15 protein-coding genes are annotated in these 17,453 nt (G+C 39.3%); 7 read left to right on the forward strand and 8 right to left on the reverse strand.

Going from position 1 to position 17,453, the window contains the following annotated elements; translation table 11 throughout:
- Positions 1-106: 106 nt before the first annotated feature.
- The 3 genes from QNI15_RS15325 to QNI15_RS15335 all read left to right on the forward strand — a co-directional run bounded on the left by QNI15_RS15325 (position 107) and on the right by QNI15_RS15335 (position 3,976).
- Positions 107-1,723 carry a SulP family inorganic anion transporter gene (locus QNI15_RS15325; RefSeq protein WP_314032424.1) on the forward strand — a complete coding sequence of 539 codons (1,617 nt, stop codon included), beginning with the start codon at positions 107-109 and terminating at the stop codon, positions 1,721-1,723.
- A 121-nt stretch (positions 1,724-1,844) separates the two neighbouring features.
- Positions 1,845-2,522 (forward strand): response regulator transcription factor, encoded by a 678-nt coding sequence (locus QNI15_RS15330; protein WP_314032426.1) that lies wholly within the window; start codon positions 1,845-1,847, stop codon positions 2,520-2,522.
- Positions 2,523-2,572: 50 nt separating this feature from the next.
- Entirely contained in the window at positions 2,573-3,976 is a 1,404-nt protein-coding gene (locus QNI15_RS15335) for a sensor histidine kinase (RefSeq protein WP_314032428.1), read from the forward strand.
- A gap of 56 nt (positions 3,977-4,032) precedes the next feature.
- On the opposite strand, the gene purB is transcribed toward QNI15_RS15335, so the two are convergent.
- The 6 genes from purB to QNI15_RS15365 all read right to left on the reverse strand — a co-directional run bounded on the left by purB (position 4,033) and on the right by QNI15_RS15365 (position 11,294).
- Positions 4,033-5,376, reverse strand: a complete 1,344-nt coding sequence (gene purB / locus QNI15_RS15340; protein ID WP_314032430.1) for an adenylosuccinate lyase — start codon at positions 5,374-5,376, stop codon at positions 4,033-4,035.
- 14 nt (positions 5,377-5,390) lie between these two features.
- A complete protein-coding gene (locus QNI15_RS15345; protein WP_314032433.1) occupies positions 5,391-6,362 on the reverse strand; it encodes a polyprenyl synthetase family protein in 972 nt (323 codons plus the stop codon).
- A gap of 298 nt (positions 6,363-6,660) precedes the next feature.
- Positions 6,661-7,740 (reverse strand): cytochrome-c peroxidase, encoded by a 1,080-nt coding sequence (locus QNI15_RS15350; protein ID WP_314032434.1) that lies wholly within the window; start codon positions 7,738-7,740, stop codon positions 6,661-6,663.
- Positions 7,741-7,745: 5 nt separating this feature from the next.
- Entirely contained in the window at positions 7,746-8,414 is a 669-nt protein-coding gene (locus tag QNI15_RS15355; RefSeq protein WP_314032435.1) for an MbnP family protein, read from the reverse strand.
- 233 nt (positions 8,415-8,647) lie between these two features.
- A complete protein-coding gene (locus tag QNI15_RS15360; RefSeq protein ID WP_314003152.1) occupies positions 8,648-9,019 on the reverse strand; it encodes a hypothetical protein in 372 nt (123 codons plus the stop codon).
- A 127-nt stretch (positions 9,020-9,146) separates the two neighbouring features.
- Positions 9,147-11,294 (reverse strand): alpha-amylase family protein, encoded by a 2,148-nt coding sequence (locus QNI15_RS15365; RefSeq protein ID WP_314032436.1) that lies wholly within the window; start codon positions 11,292-11,294, stop codon positions 9,147-9,149.
- Between the two features lie 323 nt (positions 11,295-11,617).
- Between QNI15_RS15365 and QNI15_RS15370 the strand changes: the two genes are divergently transcribed.
- Positions 11,618-13,135, forward strand: coding sequence for a T9SS type A sorting domain-containing protein (locus QNI15_RS15370; RefSeq protein WP_314032438.1), 1,518 nt, complete (start codon positions 11,618-11,620; stop codon positions 13,133-13,135).
- A gap of 78 nt (positions 13,136-13,213) precedes the next feature.
- Here the strand turns inward: QNI15_RS15370 and QNI15_RS15375 are convergent, their stop codons facing one another.
- A complete protein-coding gene (locus QNI15_RS15375) occupies positions 13,214-13,906 on the reverse strand; it encodes an energy transducer TonB family protein (protein ID WP_314032440.1) in 693 nt (230 codons plus the stop codon).
- A gap of 232 nt (positions 13,907-14,138) precedes the next feature.
- Here QNI15_RS15375 and QNI15_RS15380 point away from each other — a divergent pair, with 232 nt between their 5' ends.
- From QNI15_RS15380 to QNI15_RS15390, 3 genes are all read left to right on the forward strand, one after another.
- Positions 14,139-15,410: a sensor histidine kinase gene (locus QNI15_RS15380; protein WP_314032442.1), complete on the forward strand. Its 1,272-nt coding sequence runs from the start codon at positions 14,139-14,141 to the stop codon at positions 15,408-15,410.
- Positions 15,403-16,116 (forward strand): response regulator transcription factor, encoded by a 714-nt coding sequence (locus QNI15_RS15385; protein ID WP_314032444.1) that lies wholly within the window; start codon positions 15,403-15,405, stop codon positions 16,114-16,116. The genes QNI15_RS15380 and QNI15_RS15385 overlap by 8 nt, the downstream gene beginning before the upstream one ends.
- A 183-nt stretch (positions 16,117-16,299) precedes the next feature.
- Positions 16,300-16,497 carry a hypothetical protein gene (locus QNI15_RS15390; protein WP_314032445.1) on the forward strand — a complete coding sequence of 66 codons (198 nt, stop codon included), beginning with the start codon at positions 16,300-16,302 and terminating at the stop codon, positions 16,495-16,497.
- Here the strand turns inward: QNI15_RS15390 and QNI15_RS15395 are convergent.
- The gene (locus QNI15_RS15395; RefSeq protein ID WP_314032446.1) at positions 16,477-17,448 is read right to left on the reverse strand and encodes a DUF1259 domain-containing protein; all 972 of its coding nucleotides are present in this window, start codon (positions 17,446-17,448) and stop codon (positions 16,477-16,479) included. The two genes, QNI15_RS15390 and QNI15_RS15395, sit on opposite strands and share 21 nt — an antisense overlap.
- Between the last annotated feature and the right edge of the window lie 5 nt (positions 17,449-17,453).

A 17,453-nucleotide genomic window follows, 5' to 3' on the forward strand; every position in this document is an offset into this window, starting at 1 on the left:
TTTAATCTGTATTTAATTCGAGTTTAATAGTACAAAAGCACATTTGTAATGTAGATAGCAGAAGAACCCTTACAAATACTATTAGGTTGAAATGCGCCAGCAAACAATGAAAAGATCAGAGCCTGTTGTGATGCCCAAAGATGGTTTGGGTGGATTGCAAGAGAACGTCAACTCTGATGTTTTATCAGGGTTTTTGGTGTTTCTACTGGCATTGCCTCTAAGTCTTGGTATTGCAAAGGCAAGTGATTTTCCTCCAATATATGGTGTGATTACAGCCATAATAGGAGGTGTTGTGGTAAGTATATTTGCTGGCTCTCCTCTTACAATCAAGGGGCCTGCTGCTGGGTTGATTGTAATTTGTACTGGTGCCGTAACTGAATTTGGAGGAGGAGAACATGGATGGCATTTGGCTTTAGGTGCAATCGTTGTGGCAGGAATGATACAGGTTGTCTTAGGTTTTCTTAAACTTGGTAAGTATTCTGATTTTATTCCAGTATCAGCTATTCATGGTATGCTGGCTGCTGTGGGTATCACGATTTTTGCCAAACAGATTCACACCCTACTAGGTGCTGATCCTAAAGATCTGGAAGGATTAAGTTCGATTGCTTTATTAGAGCGTATACCTACCAGTTTACTGGAAATGAACACTTCTATTGCCATGATTGGTATTATAAGTTTACTGATCATGTTTGGAATGCCATTGATCCAGAACAAAATAATTAAAAGAATACCTGCTCCTCTTATTGTGTTGCTGGTAAGCATTCCAATGGCAATCAGTATGGATTTTAAAAATACTCAACCCGGGTTTTCTCTTGTAAAAGTTGGAAGTCTGATAGATAGTTTGAGCCCGAATGTGGATTTTTCAGGGATTCAGATGACGGGAGTGTTTATAAAATATGTAATCCTGTTTTGTTTTGTTTCTACAATAGAGTCTGTTTTGACTGTCAAGGCAATAGATGGATTGGATCCATATCATAGAAAGTCTGATATTGACAAAGATATTCTGGCAATTGGGATCGGAAATGTTGTATCTGGTTTGCTGGGAGGATTGCCCATAATATCGGAGGTGACCCGTAGTGCTGCCAACGTAAATAATGGAGCCAAAACTCGTTGGGCTAATTTTTTTCATGGTTTGTCATTGCTTGTATTTGTCTTGTTAGCTACTCCGGTTATTGAAATGATCCCTAATGCGGCATTGGCTGCAATGTTGATCTTTATAGGCTATCGCCTGGCCTCTCCCAAAGAATTTCGCCATATGTATGAAATTGGCTGGCAGCAATTGGTTGTTTTCCTGGCAACAATTATAGTTACGATGGTAGAAGGCTTGCTCATAGGTGTATTGGCAGGTAGTGCAATCAAACTTTTCCTAAACCTTTTTTTAGGAAAAACACAGCCTAAAAATATTTTCAAAGCTCAAATTGTTCACTCCAATCACGGTACCCGTCATGAGATTAGATTGTCAGGCTCTGCCACATTTAGCAATTATCTGAGTATTAAAAAGGAAATCGATCAGATTCCAACCACAAATGATGTAATTGTTGATTTATCCGGAGTGACTCTGGCTGATCATACAGTGATTGCTAATCTGGAGGCTTTAGGGAGAGATTTTCAGGCTGGAGGCGGTCAATTTTCTATCATTGGCCTGGAAGAATTACAATCATTAGGACATACAGATTCTTCTACTCATCGTAAAGTAAATATAGCACGTATGCATATGGGCTAACTAAAATATTTCATCTAAAAAATTTAAATGTACAGTACCCTTTTGAAGCAAGACCCAAAAAAACTTTCTTCTTTGAAGAAAGTTTTTTTTATTTTGACCCTGATTAGCCTAAGACCTCTCTATGAAAATACTTGTAATTGAAGATGAACCCAAAGTGGCCTCTTTTATCCAAAAAGGACTGGAAGAACAAACATATGATGTAGAAATAGCTTTTGATGGGTTTATTGGGCAAAAAATGGCTCTAAGCACTTCCTATGACGTAATCATTATGGATGTGAACCTACCACAGATTAATGGGTTTGAGTTATGTAAGAATTTGCGAAATAATCATTTGAGGACTCCTATACTCATGCTTACCGCCTTTGGAACTACTGATGATAAGCTCACTGGCTTTGATGCCGGAGTAGATGATTATATGGTCAAACCATTTGAGTTTAGAGAATTGCTGGCTCGTATTAAAGCATTATACAAGCGTAGTACAGATGCAGGGAGTTCTAGTAATATTCTCAGAGTTGCTGATCTTGAACTCAATACAGATGATAAAAGTGTGAAACGGGGAGGGAAAAAGATCGACCTGACCGCAAAGGAGTTTGGTTTGCTGGAATACTTTATCCGAAACAAAGGTAAGGTTGTTTCCAGAGTGGATATTGCTGAAAAGGTATGGGAAATCACCTTTGATACGGGTACTAATGTGATTGATGTATATGTGAATTTTCTGAGAAAAAAAATTGATAAAGATTTTGACCCTAAACTAATTCATACGGTAGTGGGTATGGGATATATTCTTAGAGAAGAGTAAGGCTGGTTTTGTTTTTTGAAAGTAGTATAACACCAGTTTGTTAAAGATGTATGAAGATCCGGACCCGAATAGCCTACCTTTTTGCTGTTATTGTAGCTTCTTTATTGCTGGTATTCTCTGTTGGTATTTACTATTTTTCTGCTGATTACAGAGAACGTGAGTTCTATGAGCGTCTGAGAGAGAAGGCTATTACTACAGCCAGGTTGTTATATGAGTCCAATCAGAAAATTACTCCTCAGACACTCAAATTAATAGATGAACAGGATAAGGTTGTCTTGTTTGAAGAAAAGGTAACGGTCTTTGATGATAAAAACAATCTGATCTATTATAATCATCCGTATCCGGAACCTATCGATCCTCATATTTTAAGTCAGATCTACAATGCCAGGGATAAGGAAATTAAACGGAGAAAAGGGGAGGTGGAATCCTTGTATAAATATTATCCGGAAAAAGAAAAAAATCTCATTGTTGTTGTCTCTGCTATAGATCAATATGGATTAAGCAAGCAAAACTTCCTGATTACTATTTTGTCTGTTGGCTGGTTTGTGGGAGTATTAGTAATTGTATTTGCCGGTTGGGTTTTTGCCGGAAATGCACTAGAGCCTATTGCGGATGTTATATTTCAGGTTGAACAGATTGACTCTACAACGTTGGATAAACGGCGGGTACAAACTGAAAATGACAAAGACGAAATTGCACAGTTAGCACAGACATTCAACCGAATGCTAGACCGGCTACAGGAATCTTTTTATATTCAGAAAAGTTTTGTTGCCAATGCCTCTCATGAATTGCGTACACCCCTGACTGTTATGCGTGGTCAGATAGAGGTAACCCTACTGCATGAAAGAGCTAATCAGGAGTATGTGAAATTGCTGAAATCTCTCTATGAAGATGTAACTGGAATGACGGATCTTACGAATGAGTTACTGGATCTGGCACATGCAAGCTCAGATCTGACCACCTTACCATTCGAAAAGAAACGGATTGATGAGATAGTATTGCAGGCAGAAGCAGATTTGTTACGAAAAAAGCCTGACTATGATGTAATACTGGATTTTGCAGAACCACCAGAAGAAGAAGAGTATTTTGAGTTAGTGGTTAATGAACGGTTATTGAAAAATGCCTTTATTAACATTATGGAAAATGCCTGCAAGTTTTCTCCTGATCATACAGTATCTATTAAAATATTCTTTCAGGAGGATAAAATCATGCTGCAATTTACAGATAAAGGGATTGGAATTCCGGAGGCAGAGATACCTTATATTTTTGAGCCTTTCTTTCGATCTAAAAATGCCAATAATATCTCCGGACACGGATTAGGACTTCCTCTTACTGCTAAGATAATAGAAATACATCAGGGACGGATTCAGGTGTTTTCAGTGGTAAATGAAGGAACTACTTTTATTATAACCTTATTTCGGAAAGAACCTGTGAAAAAGGAAATAGATAAATAAAGAAAAAGCGCTGTTGGAAGACAGCGCTTTTTCTTTTACCTGTACTTTACAAGAAATTAAATGCCTACATAATTAAAAGGCGTCAATCCCTTTAGCTCTTTTTTGATACTATCCTGAACAGTGAGCTGATCTATGAATGCATGTATACTCTCCTGAGTAATTTTCTCATTATTTCGTGTTAATGCTTTTAGCGCTTCATATGGTTTAGGATACCCTTCCCGACGTAAAATTGTTTGGATTCCTTCTGCTACTACTGCCCAGTTATCCTGTAAATCAGAACGTATAGCTTTCTCATTTACTTCAATCTTACCTAAGCCTCGACGTAGTGATAAATAAGCCACTACCGAGTGTGCGATAGGCAGTCCAATATTCCGAAGTACTGTTGAATCTGTAAGATCGCGTTGTAAACGGGAGATAGGTAATTTGGCTGCCAGGTGTTCATAGATAGCATTCGCAAATCCCAGATTACCTTCTGCATTTTCAAAATCAATCGGGTTGACCTTATGTGGCATAGCAGAAGAACCCACCTCTCCAGCCTTGATTTCCTGAGTAAAATACTCCATAGAAATATACTGCCAGAAATCACGAGCCAGGTCAATCAGAATCGTATTGATACGTTTCAACGTATCACATAGAGCTGCCATAAAGTCATAATGCTCGATTTGAGTTGTATATCGGCTACGTTGTAATCCCAGAGTCTGATTCACAAATTTATCTGCAAACTTCAGCCAGTCAATTTCAGGATAGGCAGTTGCATGTGCATTGAAATTACCTGTCGCTCCACCAAATTTGGCCGCATAGGGCACATTATCCAATGCTATAATTTGTTTTTCAAGACGTTCACAGAAGACAAGTACTTCTTTGCCAAGGCGGGTAGGGGACGCTGGTTGACCATGTGTACGTGCCAGCATAGGGATTGTATTCCAGTCTTCTGCCAAGGCATACAAGGTATGAAGGATCTCAAAAATCTGTTTCTTTACTTCCTGCTGGATTGCTTCCTTTAACAGAAGAGGGATAGCCGTATTATTAATATCCTGAGAGGTAAGGCCAAAGTGAATGAACTCTTCATACTTGGAAACATCTAAACCCGCTAATTTGCCTTTGATAAAGTATTCTACAGCCTTGACATCATGATTGGTTTCTTTTTCTATTTCCTTGATGCGTATGGCATCTGCTTCACTAAAGTTGAGATATACATTACGCAACAAAGTGTAGGTATCTTTAGGGAAATCAGCTAACTGGGGGAGAGGTAATTCACACAATGCAATAAAATACTCTATTTCGATTCGTACCCGGTACCGCATCAGAGCTGCTTCTGAGAAAAATGGTTTTAGAGAGGCAGTCTGATTGGCGTAACGTCCATCAATAGGAGATATAGCATTCAATTGAAATGAGCTCATGCAATTATAATTAGTTATTTGGTTCGTTCAATGGTGTATCGTACTAGTTGTTCCAGTGCCTGGCGGTTCTCAGAATCGGGTAATGTATGCAAGATGTTAAGTGCTTCGGTCTGGTACCTCTGCATTACCTGCGTTGCATACTCTATACCTCCACTTTGTTTGACAAATTCAATAACTTCCGCTACTTTTTTAGACTTATGGCTTTGATTCTTGATCATATAAATAATCTCCCGCTTCTTAAACCAGGTTGCCTTACTTAGGGCATAAATAAGAGGAAGTGTCATTTTCTTTTCTTTGATATCTATGCCCAATGGCTTTCCAACTTCCTGAGTGCCATAATCAAAAAGATCATCCTTGATCTGAAAGGCAATACCTACTTTTTCTCCGAATATGCGGGCTTTCTCAACTGTAGATTCATCTGCATCCACCGAACTGGCACCTACCGCACAACACGCTGCAATCAGGGAAGCTGTTTTCTGGCGTATTACTTCATAATAGATCTCTTCATTAATATCCAGCCGACGTGCTTTCTCCAGTTGTAGCAACTCTCCCTCACTCATTTCCCGTACTGCCTGTGATACAATGCGCAACAGTTCATAATCTTTGTTGTCTACTGCCAGTAACATGCCCCGGGAAAGTAATACATCTCCTACCAGAACAGCTATCTTGTTTTTCCAGAGTGCATTCACTGAAAAGAACCCTCTGCGGTAATTGGAGTCGTCTACTACATCATCATGAACCAGAGATGCTGTATGAAGAAGCTCTATCAAACCTGCTCCACGGTAGGTAGACTCCGTAACCTCTCCACAGGTTTTGGCTGTGAGAAAAACGAACATAGGGCGAAGTTGTTTCCCTTTTCGTTTAACAATATAATTCATGATCTGATCAAGCAACATCACATTGCTTTTCATGAACGAACGAAACTTGAGCTCAAAAAGCTCCATTTCGGCTGTAATCGGGGCTTGTATGGTTTTAATGTCTGCCATTTGGATTCGGCCTGCAATCTACACGAAAGACTGGTGTTTTCAAATTATTGATTTCTCTCGCAAAGGTAACGATTTGTTGGGTTAAAAGGTTTGAGGAAGATTGAAGTTTTAAAATTATTTGAAAGAAAATTTTCGCTCCTACATATTTTAACTTTTCATATGAATTTATTGTGCCAGAAATACATATTAACGCATGGCTAGGAAAGTAAAATACCTATCCCGTGAGAGATAGGTATTGGTTGGTAATCGCTGGCTTTCTGAACTAAACTTTTCTGTATTCTTTAGTCGCGATGAGTTTTTAATTCTGATTAGAGGTTCCCAGTGGATCAATAAATCGTTTGTCTGTAACAAATGTATTGTCTGTCAGGGTTCTCAGAAAGGCAATCAGATTGCTTTGTTCGGTAGCGGTTAATGGAATACCTACTGCATCTCCTGAAATCAGAGCTGCATCCAATGTAGCTGACCGTTTTACACCAGATGTGTAATGATTTAACACTTGTTCCAAAGTAGTGAACCGTCCATCGTGCATATACGGAGATGTACGTTCTACATTGCGAAGAGAGGGAACTTTAAATTTACCTCTGTCTGACGCGTTGTTAGTAATCAGTTCCCGTCCGTGATCTGCCGGTGTTTCATCCAGTCCGTTATTTCGATAGGAGTGGTCTGTAAACAAATCTGTTGCATGGCAGGTAGCACATTTCTGTTGAAATAACTGTAAGCCAGCTTTTTCTGTGTCCGTTAGCTGAACGTTATTTTCTCCCCGCACATAGTGATCATAGCGTGAATTGGAAGAGATAAGCATACCTGTAAACTGAGCCATTGCCCGAAACACAAGCTGGGAAGTAATAGAGTCTGTGTTAAAAACTTCCTTAAACTTCTGTTTATAGGTAGGATTGTTATTCAGCTTTGTCAATATGTTTGCTAAGGACTCGTCCATTTCCTGTGTATTCTGAATCGCATTCAGTGGAATCAGTTCAATGTGATTTACTCCGCCATCCCAGAAAAACTCAGGTTGAAAGGCCAGATTCTGAATAGCAGGTGCATTGCGGCTCCCCAGCCTATCATGTACCCCATGACTCACATCATGTCCATGATCTGCAAAAGCAAAGGTCTGCCGGTGGCAGGTGCCACAGGCAATGGCACCTGTACTGGAAAGACGTGGCTCATAGAATAATAATCTACCCAGTTCAAAACCTTCTTCAGTAATAGGAGTATCTGAAAAGGTAAAAACCGGAGCAGGAAAATTAGATGGCACCTCCAGGCTAAATTCTTTGGAAGGGTCAACAGATGATTTGCCGTTGCATCCACTGAAAAACAGAATAGATACAGACACTACAAATATGGTCAGGCGGAGTAGGGTATGTATGGTGATTTTCATAGGGATTAAGGGTTTCCGGTCTGAATAGAAACAATGGAAAACATATCACTATAGTTGTCTGCTATATCTGCTGTTTTAGGTTCTGTCATAAGTGCCGGTGTTTCTGCAAACTTAATCAAATTAGGTGTTTGAAATAGTTGTCCTACATCCGTCTGAAAGTGGATGGAAGAGGTACTATCACTTTTGATGTACAATTTATTATTGCCTAATGAGAATGTTGCTGTGCGGATATTGTTTGGATTCTGAAATCCGCCAATATGGTATTCGATCCGGTTGCCACTGGCTGTGGAAGATGGAGAGGTCCCTTCCATTTTGACAAAGATATAGCCTGTCTTCCAGGACCAGAACATATCATTTAAGGCATCCAATGCCCCTGTCTGGGCTCCTGATACATTGCGTGTACTATCTACTCCAATCATAAAATTGACACCCGTATAGGTACCAATCGGAACATTCGGTATAGTGAATGTTTTGCTGGCAGAGTCTCCTTCATTAACCAGGTAATAGCTTTCAGGTTGTGCATATTGAGAACCGTCTGCACGAATAAATTTAATATTGGAGATGTAGTATTTGAAAGTTTTCACATAAAAGGATTCTCCTGCTGCATTGGTGTATTGTGTAGCATTCAGAGCAAGAGGTAATGAACCTACCACATGTGTGAATTGAAATTTCACTTGTCCGGTAGGGGTAACGTCGTCAGTATGGTTACAGCTGATCAGGCAAAGTATAGATATACTAAGGACCAAACCTTTGCTGAACCTGGAAAAGAAACAGGTTTTCATAAAAATAACTGTAAGAGGTATACTAAATGTTTTTGTAATAACAGACAATCTATAGTGCAGATTATACTGTTTGTTGGAGTTTTGTGTATAAGCGGGTGTGGTTGGAAGATAATCTTTACCTGATTTTATTGAGGTGGTTGAAATACATCAAAGGTGTAGGAACCACAAACTGTAAGCAGGTAATACATGACTACCGATCTTGTATACTGTGTGGCAAAATGATAGGTAGAATAGATAAAAAGAGGAGTATAAAAAAGAATAAGCGATTGTCTTTTAATGGCTGATGTATTGCGTTGATGTTGTTCCTCTGCCTTTTTTAACTTCTTGGCCAGATAACATTTTCCATTACATTTCAGGTAAGGCTTTGTTTTGTTAATACAGACAGTGTTTGCAATAACTTTCTGATTGATATAAAAACTGGCTACTATACCCACCCGGCTAAAGCTCTGAAGCATTAGTGAAAACAGCAAAAGTGGTATGAGTAGTTTACGTAGCATGCAAGGGTGATAGAGCCTCAAATATATTGTCTGTGCTGAAAAGCACAATCTTTATCTCATTTATTGTTTTAATAATAGTATTTAAAACAAGGGATTATATATCGTAAGGCCTTTAGCAACCATAATCCTACTTCTCTAGTACAACACTGGAAAATTGTTCCATTTTATCTAACGTAAAAGTTACAAAACCATTGTTCCAGGTAAAGGGAATTGCTGTATGAGATGATAAAAGAAATAAGGAAGTAGGCTTAAAGTCTGTTTTTACCTTGAATGTAAGGCCATAAACAGGCAATGGTGTAAAATAGGTGTTTCCACTGAACCCTGTCAGGTTGACCAGATGAAGAATGTATCCATCTTCGGTCTGTCTGGTCAGATTTTCGGGTAGATTCTTTCTAAACTTTTGTAAGATGGTTTCGATACGTGGATGGGCATTGGTTTGAACGAGTTGGTTTGCTTCAGGAAAGAGATAGTCGATCACATCCAGTAAGATATTTTTATGTTGTTCATAACCATGTAAATAATACAATCTTCCCAGGTTGATAGGTAGAATAACCACTTTGCTGACCGGGTGTTTTTTTACTGCCATTGCATGATAGCCGGAAGGTTGGTGACCTCCGATAATCTCCGGAGGGCCAGAGCGTCCAGGTGTTAAAATAGGCAGAAATACAGAGTCAGCTTTTGCCATAGTGTATAGTCCAAGATTAAACTTCCAGAATAACATCTTTTGCTGGGTAAAGCGTTTGAATAGTTCTTTGTTATCTGGAGCGAGGTAATAACCACTGCCATCGGGATAGTTTGTGACAGGTATTACGCCAAATACACTTTCCAGGGTTTTTGGGTGATCGGTTAGAGAGCGGTTGGTGGCGATCAGATGCATTCCCTGCTGGCTAGCTTTAGTGATGGCTGCCAATGATTTTTCATTGAGGTGAATGATATCTGGAAGAATCAGAATCCGATACTTTTGTAAGCTTGCTTCCAGTTCTCCCACTTGTGCATCTTCCAGGATGTCATATTGTATATGCGCTTCTTTGAGCATTAGCTGGATACCTCTGTACTCCTGAGCTGGTTCGCCAGAGGGCCAGGCTCCAGGGGCGACAATGGCTATTTGGGCAGGGGAGGTATAGTTGCCAAAATACAGTTCGTGTTTTTTATGAAACGCATACACTTCTTTGATAATGTCGTAGTTGCGTTCATCTTCATAATTCTGAAAATCGCCCATTAAGCTAATATCCAGGCCAGAGCCATTGGCTATATTTTCGTATAATCGTATGGCGACTTCTTCAGGTTCTATGGCATTGTATCTGGATTGAAAGGAGATCTGCTGTATACTGGCATTGCTGATAGTGTGATTCGGAAACGAATTTCGGGCATTGTTCACATTGTCAGAAGCAGTATATGGCCAGTAGGGGATAGAGGAAGTTGCCTGTGACTCATGCCGGATGATGTCTACATACTTATCGGAATAGGTACAAATGGCAATCTGTTTATTCTTTGATTTGACTAATGTATGCAGACGTTGGATAATTTCATCGGCTGTGAACTTCTTGAACTCTTCGTATTTCTGAAATACAGGGTCATTTTTGTCTTCTGTAACTGGTAATTTCATCCCTCCACTGAATTGGGCAAAACGTTGTTTGTCATAGTTATTCTGGTCAATGCCATAATACTTGTTTATATACGAATTGCGTGTCTGATAGCCAGGCATATTGATGAAAATGCCATCAATAGGATAGAGTGTCATCACTTCCTCAACGATTTTAAACAGACATTCCTGTTCATAGGGCGCATTGATAGAGACCACATACATGTTGTCGTTTATCATGCGTTCTCCTTTGGATGAGATATAGAACCAGTCCGGATGGACTTTGTATATGCTTTCATGCGCCCTGCTGAAGTCAAACCGAACAATAACCCGAATACCTGCCCGATGACATTTGGTGATGACATCCCCCAGCATATTCTCCTTCATATAGGGATTAGTATAATGGAAGGGTAGTTTGGTGGGATAGAATGCCATTATACCCCCTGCATTGATCAGAAGAGTATTAGCTGAGAAGTAGGTGAGTGCAGACAGCAGTGAGTCAATATTGAGGCCTGCTTCGTAGTCTGGAAGATTGGTCTGAATGACACGCAGATTGTTCGCCTTCCACCACGGAAGGGTATCAGGCCACTGAATGTTTGTTGGTTGGAAAATGGATGTATGAGTTTTGGGAAGGGTGCAACTGATGCATATGAAAAATAAGAGTACCAGAATGTATAGATTGCTTTCTTTCATGTTTTCTCTGTTTGCAGACAAGTTACTACTATAAATGGGCTAATTGCTATTATTTATGGTTTTCATCTATATGTTACCCCATGTTTAACTCCAGATAGAATTTCTATGGTGTTTAACCCAAACAAGAATCATTAGGGAAGGATATGGCATTCTATCTTATTGAAGAAAAAATAGTGACTAAAACGGCCAAAAAGTTGCATATTTCTATATGTAAAACTTATTTGTTGGTATTTTATGGTTCTTTGGTTGGTGTTTTGTAAGATTATGGTTGAGATACTATACAGATTGTGATGTTTAAACTCTTTTTTCCTTTCACTTTTTTAATGTCTCTGACAGTATTGGGTCAGAAGGAAGCATCCTATTGGTATTTTGGCGATAAAGTAGGGTTTGATTTTAGTAAAAACAGTTTCAAAACACTGACCAATGGAGCTCGTATCATTGGATTAGGAAGTTCTGCTATGTCAGATAAGACATCCGGCAAACTTCTATTGTATGCAGATGGCTCAGGCATATTTGATTCTCAGCATCAGCGAATGCCTGATGGAAACTTTATTACCTCTCCAAGTGACCCAATAGATAGCACTACACGTTGGCTGGATTTCGAACAACAGACCCTGATTATTCCTGTACCTGCAAGAGAGTTCTGTTACTATGTGTTTCATACAGATGCTCCTAATTATCCATATACCGACACTACCTATTTGCGTTATACCATGATAGATATGCGTCTACGTAATGGAAGAGGTGGTGTGATCGAAAAAATGGACAAAAACACATTCTTAGCCAAAGAGGTTTTTCGACTAACTGCCGTTCCTCATTCGAATGGAAAGGATTACTGGCTGATTACACATTCTTATGATAACTCTGACTTTCTGATTTTTCCGGTTACCAGTCAGGGTATTGGAACTCCACTTGTACAGACCATAGGATCAATCCATTTGCGAGGAATAAGGTTTGGACAGTTGAAACCCTCTCCCAATGGGAAGAAAATAGCCGCCGCAATGTTTGGTGGACAATATGACCACGCAGATTTATTTGACTTTAATGCTACAACCGGACAACTATCAAATCCTATCGATTTGGGCAGACTGCGGTCTGTAGGAGGCATATCCTTCTCTCCTGATAACTCCAAACTCTATGTGGCCTGTCTGGGTTCTGACGCCAATGGTCAGGTTAACTATGATATTATCCGACAGTATGATCTTACAGATGAATCTCCACAAAGCATCATCAATTCAGGACAAAGTATAGTGAAAGATAATCCATTTACGAATATTAACCAAGGTAGAACAGAAGGCAGATATTCTTACGATAATTTAACCTATACTGAACTAGGAATGCAATTAGGGATAGACGGAAAGTTATACTGGATTAACCTTCGTTCGTCATCTGACGATCTGCAAAAAGCAGAGTTGACGGTGATTCACTATCCAAACAAAAGAGGATTTGCTTGTGATATTAACATTGTCAACTTTAATTTCCCTGGAGTCTATGATGATCCGGATGGCTATCCTTCAGATGGTTTACCCAACTTTATTCAGTCGTATTTCAATGGAATTTCGTCTGACTCCTCTACAGGTGATTGCCAGACAGGTTCAGTTAATGTTAGTTTATATCCTAATCCTTGTTTGGAGATAGTACGGGTTAGATCTGCCAATTCCTGCATATCCTATTACAACATTGAACTTGTCAATATGTTAGGCCAAAAGCTTCAATCGGTTTCGTATTTGGCAATAGGAAGCGAGATCAATGTGAGTTCTTTACCTTCGGGAATATATTTTATGTCAATTACGACGAATACACATGAGCAGTTCACCAAAAAGCTAATCATTAACAGATAGCTTCTATTCACAGAACGATCTGTTAATGATTCACCACTTAGATTTAATAGTCATTTATTGGGATGCTATAGTAAATGCCTAACATCCCGTTGGTTTCCCAATGCGGCAGGTAAAATCCTGTTTCACTTTTATACCTTTTGCATTTTGTGCAGGTTTCCATTTAGGCATCTGGGTAATGGTATCAAGGAGTAACTTATCTATTTCTGGTTTGCCACATGTTTTAGACACCTTCGCATTCGTTATATCCCCTTTTTCGTTTACTGTAAATGCCACCACAACGGATTGCAACTGTTTGAGAACTGTTTCAGAGATCCTGTACATAACATTTCTGTTTACATAGGCAGTCATCTGCTGATAGCCACCCACATAGTGTGCTTCAATTGCTGGAACTTCTGTAGATGAACTATGCATGAGATTCATTTCAATTACTTTGCCTGCAGAGGTATTATGTATTGAGTTAGTGTAGGTATTAGCAACGTCTATCACAATATCTGTCCCCAGATTTATCCAGTTTGGGATATATCTTTGATCTGTACGCATACTATCATTCGGATGTACATCTTTCCTGGGTTTCCCATCATCAGGGGTTGTAATCTCTACCGAAACATTCCTGGTTATCCAGCTTATAGGGTAAACCATATCAGGAGCATCCTTTACTCTTTCTTTTTTTATGAAACGAATGTATCTTCCATGAACTGTATAGCTTAAGTCGTTGGAAAATACAACGCCTGAGAGCAGGAGTAAAAGCAGGGTAATGAGACTATTTTTCATGATATGTTTTCGTAAAGGTGAATAGTTATATTCCAGATGTGTTATTTTCTCTCTTCGTTTTGTGTAGTACTTGTGAATAGCCTTTGTTAAGCTTCGATCGATAGAACAAAGGTAGTTTTGATTGAGGACTGCTTGTGTTACTGAGTAGTTATTGCCATGTTAATGACTTGTTAACGTAGGGAATATGCGCTGGAAAATGGCTAATTTTGAAATACTTCTCTGCTACTCTTCTATGAAACTGAACCGGACATATCTCTTTATCTCTATTTCTTCGCTGGCATTGGTCGTTGTACTGATTATCCAGGTGAACTGGATAGTGCAAACGGCACAAATAAAAGAAGAGCTATTTAACGAAAAGGCAAATATGGTTCTCGCCCGCACTGTTGAAGCTCTCGCTTCTGATAAAGAAGCATGCAGGAAACTGGAAACTAGTATAGGAAAGAGTGAGATCCATAAAATAGATTCGTTGTTTACCCATTATATGAAGTTTTATAACTTTCATATTGAGTACTACTTTGAGGTCAAACCAGGTACGGTTACATTCAAAGATAATATCGGCTTTGTAAATAATCTCTATCCTGATGATTTCTATTCCAAGGGTCTGTATGCTAAACCTGATCAGCCGGGTTGCTATAAGAAGAATCTGGAGGCTGTAGCCAATAAAAATGGGGTAGAGCTGAAACTTATCTTTCCAAAAAAAGAACAGTTTATCCGGCAGGAGATGGGAAGTGTATTTATTACGTCTGTTATACTAATTCTTGTTGTGCTCGTTTTGTCATGGCGAACCATTGTTTCACTGATCAATGAGAAGAAAATATCAGAGCACACAACGGACTTTTTAAATAATATGACCCATGAATTTAAAACCCCTTTGACAAATATTGCCTTAGCGGGCAAAATGATCCTGAAGGCGTCTACTCATAAGCAGGAAGAGCGAATGAAACATCATTCGGAAATCATACTTGAAGAGAATGAAAAACTACGACATCAGGTAGAACAGATGCTAAGTATGACTGCATTGGAAAGAGGAGAAATTCCTTTGCAAAAGACCGAACTGGATGTTCATCAACTCATTACAGGGGCTTTAAAATACATAAACATACAGGTTGAGAACCAGAATGGGTACTTGAAAACAGATCTGGTTGCAGACAGAAGTGTGGTTATGGGAGACAAAACACATCTTACCAATGCACTGTGCAACCTGATTGACAATGCGATCAAATATTCCGGAGAGAAACCTGAACTATCTGTTCAGACCTCAAACATCGGTCAGCATATACTCATTGCCGTTTCTGATAAGGGCATAGGTATAGAAAAGAAATACCACAAAAAGATATTTGATAAATTCTTCAGGGTGCCAACCGGAGATATACACACTGTAAAAGGGTTTGGGCTTGGATTGGCCTACATCAAAAAGATAGTTGAGTTACATAAAGGTATTATTGCACTGGAGAGCGAAAAGGGGAAAGGAACTACATTTATCATCAGATTACCCTATGTCTAAAGATAAGCTTAGAATATTACTGGCCGAAGATGATCTTAACCTGGGTGTCCTTTTGATGGATTACCTGGAGACAGAAGGTTTTGATGTAAAGCTTTGTAAAGATGGAGAGTTGGCTTTAAAGGCCTTCCATTCCCATTCCTTTGATCTGTGTTTACTGGATGTAATGATGCCTTACCGTGATGGATTTTCGCTGGCAAAAGAGATCAGAACCAAGGATAAAAAGATTCCTGTCATTTTTATCACAGCCAGGTCGTTAAAAGAAGATAAATTAAAGGGCTATGATTTAGGGGCTGATGATTATATCACAAAACCCTTTGATGAAGAAGAGTTACTGTGGAAAATCAAAGCGGTTATCCGAAGGATTCCTGAGAGCGCGGGTGAAGACAAATCAGAAGTTATCTCCTTAGGAAAATACATATTCAATGTCTCAAACCAATCCTTAACAATAGGTGCCAGCACAAAACGAATCACAGAAAAGGAAAGTGACATTCTCAACTATATTGCCATCCGTAGGAATAGGGTCATAAAGAGAGAAGAAATGCTCAAAGATCTCTGGGGAGAAAATGATTATTTTTTGGGCAGGAGCCTGGATGTTTTTATTACCAAAATAAGGAAATACCTCAAAGAAGACCCTGATATAAGCATTGAAAATGTTTTTAAAGTGGGTTTTATTTTTAACGTTCCTCCAAAGCAGATAGAACAATAGGTGTAGAACCGAATGCCAAAGTTAAGTAGTAGGATGTTAAACTATGTATAACATTGATATCAAAGAATCGACTGTAATAAACTACACAATAGTGTAGATAGAACTGCAATAGCTACAGTAGTGCATTATCCGCTTAGTCAAGAACAAGCTTGTAGAACAAAATAAAAGGCAGCCATTTTGTTAATGACTGCCTTTTATTTTTACCAGGAAAGCAAAATAATCTCAGGTTCCGCAGATATAGAATATCGTCAGTTTGCTAATCGTTCACACTATATTTGTGGCGAATTAGGCTGGGAAGTGGCAATACATGTCTATGACTGGATTGAACTTCAACACTCTGATTATTCCGGAAGAAACACACTAATGCATACTATGTCCTGACTTTTTACCTTTGCCCAATATATCTAATGCTGCACGAAAGCCCTGAGCCAGTGTCGTTGCGGGTCCTTGTCCATAATAATGCAGGAAAATCGTTCGGGGATTTTCTCCCAACATATGATGATGTAAGGCTACTACTTCCAGATTGTGTTCGCGCAACGTTTTCACTACTGTATTTACTTCGTTTTCCAGCATGGCAATATCTCCTGCGATGTGTGCCTGTTCTTTGGTCCCAGCAAAGGATGCCCAGGAATTGAGTCCGATAGCTGCCGTCATTTCAGCTCCCATGGCAGTAATCTTTACATCCTCTCTTCCTACAGTGTACTTATAGGTTGGTCCGTTTACAACTCCAGTATATTTTACAATGGCATCTAAAGCGGGCAAGTCAAAAATTTCTTTGGCTGTATTGCCTCCACCTGCAGAAGGAACAGGTTGATTCGCAGGAAAGAGTTTGGTCTGTCCAATAGCTGCTGCAAATTTGGTTGCCAGTTCTTCTGCTGTTCCCATACCATGCAAATGCATATAAAAAACACGAGGCTCTTCATAAAAGAAATGATTGTGAATAGCACTGATTTCCAATCCGCTGGCATTTGTGGCAGAGATAAGCGGATTCACTTCTTCCTGTAGTAATACTGTGTCGCTCATCATGACAGTCTGTTTGCCGTCGATGGTTTTCTTAAAAGAGACCCAGCCTCCAAATCCAAAGGAAATAGGAACAGGTTGTCCTTTTATGGTAACCTTCAGATCATTTCTGGGTAATGCCACTGTATACACAGCCTGGGTCTGATTGTAGGTTCCTTTTTTGCCTAATGCTTTATCAATAGCCGCCATTTCTACTTCTGAAATAGGAGTAGAAGCAAAAACGATATTTTCATTGGTTTGTTGGCTAGCTATTGCCAGAAGGGGTGTAGTACTGCTAAGCAGGGCAGTTTGCAAAAAGTTTCTTCGTTTCATCTAGA

The sequence above is a fragment of the Xanthocytophaga flava genome (assembly GCF_030068545.1).
GTDB classification, from domain to species: Bacteria; Bacteroidota; Bacteroidia; order Cytophagales; family 172606-1; genus Xanthocytophaga; species Xanthocytophaga flava.